12 protein-coding genes are annotated in these 11,987 nt (G+C 37.4%); 5 read left to right on the top strand and 7 right to left on the bottom strand.

What is annotated here, in order from left to right; all coding sequences use genetic code 11:
• Both ACFQ3N_RS14150 and ACFQ3N_RS14145 read left to right on the top strand, forming a co-directional pair.
• On the top strand, window positions 1–214 hold a 214-nt coding region (locus tag ACFQ3N_RS14150; RefSeq protein WP_390363186.1), incomplete at its 5' end, for a hypothetical protein.
• 260 nt (window positions 215–474) lie between these two features.
• Window positions 475–1,161: a DUF421 domain-containing protein gene (locus ACFQ3N_RS14145; RefSeq protein WP_390363187.1), complete on the top strand. Its 687-nt coding sequence runs from the start codon at window positions 475–477 to the stop codon at window positions 1,159–1,161.
• A gap of 168 nt (window positions 1,162–1,329) precedes the next feature.
• Here ACFQ3N_RS14145 and ACFQ3N_RS14140 read toward each other — a convergent pair whose 3' ends face one another.
• On the bottom strand, window positions 1,330–1,944 hold the full coding sequence (locus tag ACFQ3N_RS14140) for an NUDIX hydrolase (protein WP_390363185.1): 615 nt from the start codon (window positions 1,942–1,944) through the stop codon (window positions 1,330–1,332).
• Between the two features lie 648 nt (window positions 1,945–2,592).
• On the opposite strand from ACFQ3N_RS14140, the gene ACFQ3N_RS14135 reads away from it, so the two are divergent.
• Together ACFQ3N_RS14135 and ACFQ3N_RS14130 are read left to right on the top strand one after the other, a co-directional pair.
• On the top strand, window positions 2,593–3,681 hold the full coding sequence (locus ACFQ3N_RS14135) for a DUF1611 domain-containing protein (protein WP_390363184.1): 1,089 nt from the start codon (window positions 2,593–2,595) through the stop codon (window positions 3,679–3,681).
• A complete protein-coding gene (locus ACFQ3N_RS14130) occupies window positions 3,678–4,754 on the top strand; it encodes an alanine/ornithine racemase family PLP-dependent enzyme (protein ID WP_390363183.1) in 1,077 nt (358 codons plus the stop codon). Before ACFQ3N_RS14135 ends, ACFQ3N_RS14130 begins: the two co-directional genes overlap by 4 nt.
• 63 nt (window positions 4,755–4,817) lie before the next feature.
• Here ACFQ3N_RS14130 and ACFQ3N_RS14125 read toward each other — a convergent pair whose 3' ends face one another.
• From ACFQ3N_RS14125 to ACFQ3N_RS14105, 5 genes are all read right to left on the bottom strand, one after another.
• Entirely contained in the window at window positions 4,818–5,786 is a 969-nt protein-coding gene (locus tag ACFQ3N_RS14125) for an ABC transporter ATP-binding protein (RefSeq protein ID WP_390363182.1), read from the bottom strand.
• Window positions 5,761–6,804 (bottom strand): ABC transporter ATP-binding protein, encoded by a 1,044-nt coding sequence (locus tag ACFQ3N_RS14120; RefSeq protein WP_390363181.1) that lies wholly within the window; start codon window positions 6,802–6,804, stop codon window positions 5,761–5,763. The genes ACFQ3N_RS14125 and ACFQ3N_RS14120 overlap by 26 nt, the downstream gene beginning before the upstream one ends.
• Window positions 6,805–6,823: 19 nt before the next feature.
• Entirely contained in the window at window positions 6,824–7,831 is a 1,008-nt protein-coding gene (gene opp3C / locus ACFQ3N_RS14115) for an oligopeptide ABC transporter permease (RefSeq protein WP_390363180.1), read from the bottom strand.
• On the bottom strand, window positions 7,828–8,760 hold the full coding sequence (opp3b, locus tag ACFQ3N_RS14110; protein WP_390363179.1) for an oligopeptide ABC transporter permease: 933 nt from the start codon (window positions 8,758–8,760) through the stop codon (window positions 7,828–7,830). The genes opp3C and opp3b overlap by 4 nt, the downstream gene beginning before the upstream one ends.
• A 102-nt stretch (window positions 8,761–8,862) precedes the next feature.
• Window positions 8,863–10,539 (bottom strand): peptide ABC transporter substrate-binding protein, encoded by a 1,677-nt coding sequence (locus ACFQ3N_RS14105; RefSeq protein WP_390363178.1) that lies wholly within the window; start codon window positions 10,537–10,539, stop codon window positions 8,863–8,865.
• A gap of 161 nt (window positions 10,540–10,700) precedes the next feature.
• Here ACFQ3N_RS14105 and ACFQ3N_RS14100 point away from each other — a divergent pair, with 161 nt between their 5' ends.
• Window positions 10,701–11,069, top strand: a complete 369-nt coding sequence (locus ACFQ3N_RS14100) for a DUF3899 domain-containing protein (RefSeq protein WP_390363177.1) — start codon at window positions 10,701–10,703, stop codon at window positions 11,067–11,069.
• Window positions 11,070–11,443: 374 nt separating this feature from the next.
• Here the strand turns inward: ACFQ3N_RS14100 and ACFQ3N_RS14095 are convergent.
• Window positions 11,444–11,987: tellurite resistance/C4-dicarboxylate transporter family protein (locus ACFQ3N_RS14095; RefSeq protein WP_390363176.1), on the bottom strand; the 544-nt coding region annotated here is incomplete at its 5' end.

Genomic DNA, 11,987 nt, shown 5'->3' with positions numbered 1-11,987 from the left:
AGGATTCGCACCTGCTAAATTACACGACCTATGCTCGGTCGCTCCGGAAGCCTTAGTTACACTTATGCAGATAAGAAAGTTTTATACTTTCTTATCTGCGAACAAAAGCTCAAAAGCCCGTTCAGCGACGTATGGACTGCGCCCGCGCATCGCGGGTGGGTCGACGTTGCCGCCCAAAGCGGTGGTTTTAGTCGATCTTCCTCAAATACCTTGAGATAAAGGAAACATGCCCCTTCATAGGGGTATGCCGACGTTGGGCCGGGAGCCCGCTTTTAGTCGGCCTTCCTTTGCTAAGCGATTCGATGTTGACTTATCGTAAGGAGGAGCAGGAAGTCCAATAGTCGCTGGAGCTGGACGTGGCCATTTCTGGAGATAAATATATATAACTTTTAATCTATACTTTACTAATAAGAATAAAAAGTTAAAAATGGACAAAACTAATACATATAATCATAGAATTTTTAAAATGAGGGGATTAATATCGAACTGGACTTTATCGGAATATCACTAAAAATAATATTAGGCTTTTTCTTACTCTTTTTGATTACTAAACTATTAGGAAAAACAACTATTAAACAACTAACTCCATTCGACTTTATTTCTGCTATAGTTTTATCAGAACTTCTAGGAAATGCTATATATGAAGAAAATATAACCATGATTCATATTATTTATACTTTATTTTTGTGGGGAATTTTAATGATCTTCATGGAAAAAATACTACTAAAACATAAAGGACTTCGTGGTTTTTTAGAAGGAAATCCATCTATTATAATTCGTGATGGAAAGATTGATAGATATCAATTGAAAAAGAATCGAATGAATATTAATCAACTATTAAGTTTGCTTAGACAAAGTGAAATATTTTCTGTTCGTGAAGTTGCATTTGCCATTTTAGAAACAAACGGCTCCATAAGTATTCTTAAAAAACACAAATATCAGAAGGTTCAAGTTCAAGATTTACAATTACCTGAAAAACCTGAATTTCTTAGTACCACAGTAATTCTTGATGGAGAGATATTATTGGATAACATCAACGGCCTGGGTTTTGATAAAACATGGCTTAAAAACCAACTTGCTGCAAATGGAATAGCTAGTAACGAAGAGGTTCTGTATGCGGACTGGTTACACAATGATGGCATGTATGTAATACGCTACTGACCCTAATGAAATATGGGGGAAACTAATAGGCCTGTGAAGATATTTTCCACAGGCCTTCTCTATATTTCGGTTACATGTCCTAAATGTAATAGGGCATATGGAAGAATCCCACGTATTAAAAACATCATCTTCATCAGAAGTATAACCAAAATTAAATTTCTCCAAAATCTATTTAATTACGTCTATAAAATGAGCTAAAATTTTTGCAGTGAGTCCCCAAATGACTTTATCGTCATAAATATAAAAATACTCGTCTATTTTTCCTGTCCGCCAATTATAGTTCTCCCCACCTACAATAAGATCAAACGGAAAATCTTCCTTTGGTTTCATGTTGATATCCACATAATGAATTTTCGGAGGGGTTTTCTTAAAAAAGGACAGTGGAACCGTAAATACATCTTCCACTTCCGAAGGGTTTGGAATAATTGTTTCAGGGTCATTAATTACTCCTACGTGTGGATAGACAATCATTCCAAATGGAGAAACCAAATAATCCAATGGAAAAATATCTGTAATTTGATTCTCGCTAATCCCTAATTCTTCCGTTGTTTCCCTAACAGCTGTATCCTGATCAGTTTTATCCTGTTTATCCATTCTTCCTCCAGGAAAGCAGATTTCCCCAGGCTGTCTTCTTAACTTGTGTGATCGTATCTCAAATAAAATATGGGTTTCATTATCTTTTTCGATCAGTGGCAATAAAACGGCATACGTTGAAAAGTCACCACTTCCAAGGATAGTAGGCGAGTGTTTCTTTAATTTTTTTAGAATTTGATTCGTATCCATAACTTCACCCCGAATTTTTCTTTAACCTTTACTATAACATATTGCTTTTCCCCTCGAATCCCTTATCCATTTTAAATATTAAAAAGGACACCATTTATCCACAAATTAGAAAACTTGGCTTATCGCCAAGCCTTAGTTGCACTTATGCAGATAAGAAAGATTTATACTTTCTTATCTGCGAATAAAAGCTCGAAGCGCCTTTACAGGCTAAGTTCGCTATGTCCTTGAAAAAGAAAAGCACTTTTTTTTCGTTCAATGTTTTTTCAGGGAAGCTTTCCTTATCCTGTGGCGTCATCGCACTAGTACGTCCTCGAAAAAGAAGTTCGCTTATTCTTCTTGCAATGTTTCGCTGTCGAAGCCCTTCCTTGTCCTCTACGTCGAAGTTATACCCGGCTCACAGTCAAAAAGTTATCCTCAGGCTCTAAACTTTATAATTTACTAATAATTAAAAAAATAATTTTCAAACTATGTTATACTTGTGAATGAACTAATAAACTATATATCACAGAAATCCACCTTACACTATCTAGAGTCTAGCCATTTTACGCTTTGAAACTTTTTACTCTAGTGTGAGGTGTTTTTTATTGTCTTAGTGATTGTAGTTTTAACCTGGATTTATTTACCAGGAAATACAGGAGGTAATTTGTTATGGAAAAAACCGCACTAATTTATTGCGAGGGTAAATTCGGAACAATGGATGGAAAAACTGCAAATGGATTGATTAGAAGATCAGGGAAATATAAAGTCGTTGGAGTGATTGATAGCACAAAGGCCGGTTTGGATACTGGTGAAGTTCTAGAAGGTAAAAAAAATGGAATTCCGTTCTTCTCAAGCCTTGAGAATGCCCTGCAGAGTTTAACTAACGTACCAAATGAATTCATATATGGAATAGCACCATCTGAGGCATTTCTGAAAAAAGCTGAACGAAATATGATTCTAAAAGCAATGAGACATGGTATGAATATTGTTAATCCGCTTCATGAATTTTTTACCGACGATAAAGAATTTATGAAGTACTCGCTACAATATAAGGTCGAAATAACGGATGTCCGAAAGCCCCCTCTAAAAAAAGATATGCACCTTTTTTCAGGGCGAATTTTGGACATTCCTACCCCAGTAGTGGCCGTACTAGGTACGGATAGTGCAGTTGGAAAAAGAACTACATCCGTTATCCTTGAAGATGCACTAATAGAACAAGGCTTGAACGTTGCTTTTGTGGCAACAGGGCAAACAGGATTAATCCAAGGAGCGAAATATGGTGTTGCTATTGACGCGATCCCTTCACAATTTATGACTGGTGAAATTGAAAACGAGGTCATGAAAGCGTATGAAATTGAGAACCCTGACATTATTATTGTAGAGGGCCAAGGAGCGTTAAGTCACCCAGCTTATATAAGTTCCTGTGGGATCATAAGAGGGGCAAGACCAGGAGCTGTGATTGTACAGCATCCACCAAACAGAAAAAATCTAGGTGATTTCAGCTTTATGGAAATGCCATCGATTAAAAGCGAAATTGATCTCATCGAAAACTTCTCTAGCTCCAAGGTAATTTCCGTTACCATCAATCACGAAAACATGACTGATAAAGAGATTGAGGATGTTATTAAACAATATGAAGACCATCTCAAACTACCGACAACAGATGTATTGAAATTTGGATGTGACAAACTTATAACGAGCATCTTTGAAAAATTCCCATTACTGAAGGATAAAAAGAGTAAAGTGCTTGTAAATTGACCCATTCTTTAGCACCCAGAATAGAGATTAACCTTGCAAAAATCGCACATAATGCCGAGGTACTTATTGATTTGTATGGATCAAAAGGGATTGAAATCACTGGTGTTACCAAAGGGGTTTGCGGAAGCCCTGAGGTTGCTAGTGTTCTCATTAATAAGGGCATTCATATCCTTAGTGATTCTAAAATAGAAAACATTAAAAAAATGCGCGAGGCAACTCTTAATGCAACTTTTCTATTATTAAGAACACCTGCTTTAAGTGAGATTGAATCTGTTATTAAATATGCTGATATTAGTCTTAATACGGAACTGTCTGTCATCAAAAGACTATCGGCTGCAGCTGAGAAGAATAAAACCTTGCATAAAATTATCCTTATGGTTGAAATGGGTGATTTAAGAGAAGGCATTATGCCGGAAAACCTCGAGGAATTCATAGAAGAGGTTTTGAAATTAGCTGGAGTTAAAATGGTTGGCATTGGTGCAAACTTTGCTTGTTTTGGAGGGGTTAAACCCAATGAAGAAAACATGGGAAAATTATCATCATTGGCCATTGAAATAGAAGAGAAGTTTTCATTGCCCCTAACCTATGTTTCAGGTGGAAACTCTGCCAACTATAATTGGTTCTTGACTACTGAAAGCACTGGGAAGATCAACCATTTAAGAGTGGGCGAGTCGATACTTCTAGGAAGGGAAACACTCTTTAGAACGGCAATACCAGGATTATATACAGATGCATTTTCGTTTATTTCTGAGGTCATTGAATCAAAAATAAAGCCTTCTGTACCTTATGGTGAGATTGCCCAGAACTCATTTGGAACCTCCCCTCAATTTGTGGATCGAGGAAATATAAAAAGAGCCATTCTTGGAGTTGGGTTTCAGGATGTACTAGTATCAGGACTCACACCTATTTCAGAGATTGAAATTATAGGTTCGAGCAGTGATCATACTGTTATTGATGCAAAGAAAATAGACCTGCAAGTGGGAGATGAAGTAGCATTCTCTCTCAATTACGGATCTCTACTTTCTGTTATGACTTCTCCTCATATAAGTAAGAAATATATTGATATCCTATAAGTAAGTTTAGTTATCTATTATGAATTTTTTTCCCTCGCCTTTCCCCCTTTTTCACTTCCTTATTTACCGATAAAGATGACAAGCAACAAAATGGTCTTGTTTTACTTCCTGCCACTCTGGTACGACTTTTGCACATACATCCATGGCTACTGGACAACGTGTACGAAAACGACAGCCGCTTGGAGGATTGATTGGATCTGGGATGTCTCCAGTTAAAATAATGCGTTCACGTGATCTTTCAATTTCCGGATTAGGCAGGGGAATAGCTGATAATAGTGCCTGCGTATAAGGATGTAACGGCTCACTATATAATTCCCCACTATCAGCTAATTCTACGAGATTCCCCATATACATGACAGCTATTCGATCACTGATATGTTTGACCATCGATAAGTCATGGGCAATAAATAAATAGGTTAACTTCTTATCTAATTGCAACTCTTTTAAAAGATTCACTATTTGAGCTTGTATGGAAACATCCAACGCAGCAATAGGTTCATCCGCAATAATAAATTCTGGTTCTACCGCTAACGCTCGCGCTATTCCTATTCGCTGCCGTTGACCTCCACTAAATTCATGTGGATAGCGGTTAGCATGATTCTTATTTAAACCCACTAACTCAAGTAAATCGTGGACTTTCGTAAGTTTTTCTTTTTTCCCCATGTGAGGACTATAGTTACTAATCCCCTCTGATATAATTTCCATTACAGTCATTCTTGGATCAAGGGATGAATACGGATCTTGAAAGATCATCTGTATTTTCTTGTTTATCTCTTTGGTATCCTTCATGGATTTTTTAACTTGAGTATCTTCCCCATTGTATATTACTTGTCCGGAGGTCGCAGCGTATAGGCGATTGATTGTTCGTCCAGCTGTTGATTTCCCACAACCAGACTCCCCTACCAATCCTAGTGTTTCTCCTTTATAGATATCAAAAGAAATACCATCTACTGCTTTTAACACCTGCTTTTTTCCTATTTTAAAGTGTTTCTGTAAATTTTTAACTTCAAGTAGTTTTACTTTTTCTTTCATCGATTAATCCTCCTACATCATGTGGTCTATCAACCCGTGGTGCTCGTTCATCTTCTAACCAGCATGAGACGGTGTGGGTATCTGATATTATAGTATTAGCCGGTGTAAAATCGTGACAAACCTTCATAACGTGCGGGCAACGAGCCGCAAAAGGACAACCATCAGGCAACTGTCCTAAATCTGGTGGAGTACCAGCAATTGGGATTAGCGGTACGGAACGATCCGCGTATAATTTCGGCATAGATAATAGTAATCCCCACGTATAGGGGTGTTTAGGCTCAAAGAAAATCTCATCTGCTGTTCCCGTTTCGATAATTTCTCCTGCATACATAACCGCAACACGTTGAGCCATGTTAGCGACTACACCAAGGTCATGGGTAATGATTATAATTGCTGTACCTGTCTTTTTTTGCAAGTCCTTCATCAAGTCCAATATTTGAGCTTGAATAGTTACATCAAGGGCGGTTGTAGGTTCGTCAGCAATTAGCACTTTCGGTTTACAGGCTAGAGCAATAGCAATAACTACCCTCTGCCTCATTCCACCTGAAAACTGATGAGGATGTTCTTTCATTCTTTCTTCAGCATTAGGAATTCCTACAAGTCGAAGAAGTTCCTTAGCTTCTTTTAAAGCTTCTCTTTTACCCATTTGTTGATGCTTTTTTAAACCTTCCATAATTTGTTTTCCAATAGTCATGGTTGGATTTAACGAAGTCATTGGGTCTTGGAAAACCATTGAAATTTCTGACCCTCGAATTTTTTGCATTTCTTTTTCACTATATTTTAATAGGTCTTTTCCGTCATAAAGGACTTCACCTTGTTTTATAATACTGTTTTGTTTTGGGAGTACTCTTAGTAAACTTTTAGCAGCAACTGATTTACCTGAACCAGATTCTCCAACAATTGCTAGTGTCTCTCCCTTTTTTAGATCAAAGCTGATACCACGTGCTGCCTTTACTTCCCCTTCATGCGTTTGAAAGGAAACGTGAAGTTGATCTACAGCTAATATATTATCAGTCATAATTGTCTCCTCTCCTTTCTTATTTCCTCATTTTGGGATCCAGTGCATCCCGTAACCCATCTGCCAGAACGTTAAAACAAATCATAATAGCACTGATCACGATAGCTGGATATATTAATTTATAGGGAAAGAAACGCATCGATTGATAACCATCTTCGATTAATACACCTAATGAAGCCAGCGGCGGTTGTAACCCTAAACCTATAAAACTTAAAAATGCTTCAAAAAAGATGGCTGTAGGAATGGTAAACATTAGGGTTACTATAATAGGCCCCATAACATTAGGTATTAAATGTTGCCATATAATTTTCTTATTGGACGATCCCAAATTTCGAGCTGCCAGGATAAATTCCTGCCCCTTTAGTTGCAAAATTTGTCCACGTACGACACGCGACATACCTACCCATCCCGTAATAACCATAGCCAAAATAATAGAGGTAATACCCGGCTCCAGTATCATGATAAAAAGAATAATGACAACTAAATTTGGTATTCCCATAAGTACTTCTATGATACGTTGCATGACATTGTCTATTCGTCCACCATAAAAGGAAGAAATTCCGCCGTATACAACTCCAATAATTAAATCCAGCAATGCAGCAACCAGAGCAATAAATAAGGAAATTTGCGTCGCATACCAAACTCTCGTCCATAAATCACGACCAAATTCATCTGTTCCAAACCAAGAAGCTTGCGTGATTCCTCTATTCTCATACTGATTGACTCCGTTGACATCTTCACCATTAAGTCCCAGCCACTCTAAACCAGGTACAAGTGGAGGTAAATTAGAGCGCATCAAGTCCTGCTCAACATGAGTATACTCATTCATAAAAGGGCCGCCTAATGCCAACACTGTCATTACTATAATAATAATAAATCCAAAGTAAGACCCTTTATTCTTTCTTAATCTTCTCCAGGCTTCTTTCCAAAAGGTTACAGGTGGACCTGAGATCTCTTCTTTTTTACTGGAGTCAAGTGGAGCTGCCACAAACATATCATTCGTAATTTCCTTTTTCTCAGTTCTCATTGTTTATGACCCCCTTTTAAACTGATACGTGGGTCGATCATGCCGTATAAGATATCTACTAGAAATACAACTCCAATAAAAAGTGCACTATACATTAATGTAATACCCATAATAACGCTATAATCATTTACTAAAACAGACTTTGTAAATTGTTCTCCAAGACCAGGTACTGCAAATATTTTTTCTATGACCAATGTCCCCGTCATTATGGCTACAGCTAAAGGTCCAAGCATTGTCACAACAGGAATTAATGCGTTACGAATTACATGTTTGATCACAACAGCTGATTCTGTTAAGCCTTTTGCTTTTGCTGTTATAATATAATCCTGCCCCAGAACTTCTAACATTTCTGTTCGAATAAATCTGGCAACTGTAGCTACAACCATAACGGATAGAGCAATAGAAGGCATCATGGTATACTCATACCCCTGCCATAATGCTGCTGGTAACCAGCCAAGTTTAACTCCGATATAATACTGCATTAATGCGGCAAAAACAAAAGATGGAATCGACATGCCGAGAACAGCGATAAAAACTGATCCATAATCTAGGAAACTATTATGCTTTAAGGCAGATATGATTCCAAGAATTAGCCCAATTAGTGTACCTATAATAAGCGCCTGAAACCCGATCAGAGCCGATGGACCAATTCGGCTGCTTAGAATACTATTTACCGAACGTCCGTCATACTGATAAGAAAGACCAAGATCACCTGTTACTAGATTTCCTATATACTTTACATACTGAATAGCAGCTGGCTTATCCAGTCCATATTTTTCATTCATTAGCACTAATTGCTGTTCAGATAATTTTTCCGGATTACTAAATGGTGTACCTGGAAGGAGTTTGACGAGAAAAAAGGTAACGGAAATAACGATAAAAAGCGTAATAAGCATATAACCTATACGCTGGAAGATATAACCTTTCACAACCACACCTCACTTATCTTGTTAGGATAAATCTAGATAAAAAAAAGAGAATGCATCAGATATAACATCCTCTTCTTGAAATCTGTTACAATTTTATCTTTATTATTCTATATATGCCCATTTGAAAGTAAATTCTGCACCACTTGGGTGGTAAGCTAAATCCTTAATATTAGTACGTTGAAGAACTGCGTTCGTCACCTGATATGCTGGTCCTATAGCCGCATCTTCAAATAATAACTTTTCAGCCTCAAGCATCATTTCATAGCGAGCAGCAGGATCCTGTTCATTATTTATCTCATCAATAAGAGCATCGAATTCAGGGTTAGAGTAACCCATTCTATTAGCTGACCCCTCTGTCACCCACATACCAAGGTAGGTCATTGGGTCGATGTAGTCTGGTCCCCATGAAGAAATGGATATGCCGTATTCTATAGATTTTTCTAGTTCCAGTCTTTGTTCGAAAGGAACAACGTTAATCTCTACTGTTAACCCTGACAAATTGGTTTCTAGTTGATCTTTCAAATATTCTGCTGTTTTCATCATGGATTCATCATCCGATGACATAATAGAAATGGTCGTAGAGTCTTTCCCAATCTCCTTAAGACCTTCATCCAAAAATGCTTGTGCTTCTTCATAATTTCCTTGGTTGAATGCTCCATTCAAATCGCGGAAATCAGTATCGTCTGGTGAAGTAGAGAAACCTTCAGGAACTAATCCATATAACGGTTTTGAACCATTATTAAGAATGACGTCCGCATGCGCTACTTTATCCCAACCAAGATCAATTGCACGACGTATATTCTCGTTACCTAAATCTTCGAGGTTATGATTGAAACGTAGAAATCTAATCTCAGCATCATCCACAAGACTAAAGTTTTCGTCGTCTTGATATTGATCGACAGAAGATGCACTGAGTTCAACTCTGTCAAGTTCGTTTGTTTCATAAAGGTTTAATTCTGTTGATGATTCTTTAACTACAAATACATTGATTTCTTCCAATTTAACTGCTTCAGCATCCCAATAATCTGGATTCTTCTTATATTGCCAGCTTTGATCGTGCTTCCATTCTGACATTATAAATGGACCGTTAAATAATAGGTTACTGGCTTCTAAAGCATATTGGTCTCCTTGGCTTTCCACAAATTCCTGATTCTGTGGCAGGAATGAAGGAAATGTTAAATTCTGAGCTAAAAGAGGGTTTGGACCGGACAATGTTACTTCAAGGGTTTTTTCATCAATTGCTTCAACCCCTAATTCATCTGCTGATTTTTCTCCATTTAAAATTTCGGTTGCATTTAGAATCTTCGCTGTTTCAAACATATTTGCATAGTGACCAGTATCTTCAAATATTCTTTGCCATCCGTAGACAAAATCGTCAGCAGTCACAGGTTCACCGTTACTCCAATTCGCATCACGGAGTGTAAATGTGTGTACCAATCCATCTTCGCTAGGCTGGTGATCATCTGCAATAGCTAACACTGCATCATGCTCTACTCCTAGACGATATAACCCTTCCGTGGTATTAGTTAAAGCCGTAAATGAAACACCATCATGAGCATGAACAGAATCCATTGTCGGAATCTCTGAGTTCTCTGATAAATTCAACACTTGCTCTGTTCCCGTTTCAGTATCTACTCCTTCTGATTCACTCTCCGTTCCATCCTCAGTAGTGGTATCGCTGTCCACTTCATCAGCAGAGTCATCAAAATTACATCCAACTAGTACTGCACCTAAGGTAAACATTAAGAGCAACAACGTGATTATTGATCGGTTCTTCATTCCTTTTCCCCCCTTGTATTTTTATGAAAATTTAGAAAAATCGTAACATTATTACTTCATTTAAAACTACACCTATGGGGGGCTATAGTCAATGTTTATTTTTTAAATTTTTTGAAATTTTGTGATATACTAACAGAAAAATGGAGTAGGTGAGGATCTCTATGTTTCATAAAATTTTAATGGCCACTTCTGCAACAATCCTATTCTCATTCTTTCTTTCCTTTTTCCTATATAATTCTATTAACTTAATTGCCTGGGAGAACAGCCTTTTCTACAGTTCACTTCTTCTTACCATAGTCGGGGGAACAATGACCATACTACAAGGTGGTTTCTTTAACGGCATAGTAAAGAGTTTTAAGCAATTCTTTCAAAAAGCAAACCCAGTAGAGATAGTTCTGGATGATATTGAAGGTAAAAGAGAATATGTAAATCCATATAAGATAACATTCACTCTAGCGTTACCTTTCCTTTTAACAGGAATTATGCTTCTAGTAATCTCCATTATTCTTTCTTGGTCTGTTTCCACATAAAATCAATACAATAACTAAACTATTCCTACTTATTTCTGAAATGAGCTTTCTTTTCATGATTTTACTATTTGGGGCAACGTGACTAACGAGTAGGGAGATCCTGGTAACAGGACTAATATACAACCTCCGTACTGCTAATGAATTTTACTGACAGAGGGCTGAAAAATACGGTGCAAGAGGACGCTCAGTGCACTAACTCTTAATGTATGGCAAACGTTAACCTTTGCCATACAGGAAGAATACCTGGCACAGTCGAGATACACAGAATTTTGGTAATGTACGTCCTTTTATACGAATTAAAGAGGCGGAGTTAAGGCATATCCGTGATCTATTGCCATTGTTCAAAAATTTTTATACTAGAGACATTTAATTCTTTATGAACGGTAATAACTCTTGAAAGTTTGGAATAGGTGATGAATAAGTCCAACAAAACCTATTGTCCATGCGATCAGTGCTATATACACTATTATATGAGGGATAACTGTTAGAAACGGAACTCCTAAAGCAACTGACAATTGAAATGTACTTGTTGTATACATAGAAAGCGGGAATACCATTCCCCAAAATTGTGGGTCATATGAAAGGGAATAACGATGGTAAAAGTGGCGCCATATCATTAAAATAAATAATAGCGGGATCCACCACGTACCAGTCACCCAAAAGAATAAAGTAAATCCCTTTATGAAAATGGTGACTTCACCAAGCAATTCCCAACTATCAGCGTGTAATATCAAGGTAGAACCTGCCAAAGTGGTAATAGCAACTGCCCCCATATTTATCCAGTAAGGAGGAGTCAGTGCCTCATATTTAAAATCTACAAATGTAAACCTGTAAAATATAAGCGTAATAATATTTAACGTACTTCCGAAAGAAGTCTCCCTCTTCAAGTGTGTGAAGGGCGTAGCCCAACGGTAAGGG

Source organism: Virgibacillus byunsanensis, from assembly GCF_042675965.1.
Taxonomy (GTDB): Bacteria; Bacillota; Bacilli; order Bacillales; family Amphibacillaceae; genus Virgibacillus_R; species Virgibacillus_R byunsanensis.
This window is presented reverse-complemented; position numbering and strand designations above follow the sequence as displayed.

Coding starts and splice junctions, on each gene's coding strand:
- ACFQ3N_RS14100 (WP_390363177.1), top strand. CDS start 10,701: ATGTTTCATAAAATTTTAATGGCCACTTCTGCAACAATCCTATTCTCA.
- ACFQ3N_RS14135 (WP_390363184.1), top strand. CDS start 2,593: ATGGAAAAAACCGCACTAATTTATTGCGAGGGTAAATTCGGAACAATG.
- ACFQ3N_RS14140 (WP_390363185.1), bottom strand. CDS start 1,944: ATGGATACGAATCAAATTCTAAAAAAATTAAAGAAACACTCGCCTACT.
- ACFQ3N_RS14105 (WP_390363178.1), bottom strand. CDS start 10,539: ATGAAGAACCGATCAATAATCACGTTGTTGCTCTTAATGTTTACCTTA.
- ACFQ3N_RS14125 (WP_390363182.1), bottom strand. CDS start 5,786: ATGAAAGAAAAAGTAAAACTACTTGAAGTTAAAAATTTACAGAAACAC.
- opp3C (WP_390363180.1), bottom strand. CDS start 7,831: ATGAGAACTGAGAAAAAGGAAATTACGAATGATATGTTTGTGGCAGCT.
- ACFQ3N_RS14120 (WP_390363181.1), bottom strand. CDS start 6,804: ATGACTGATAATATATTAGCTGTAGATCAACTTCACGTTTCCTTTCAA.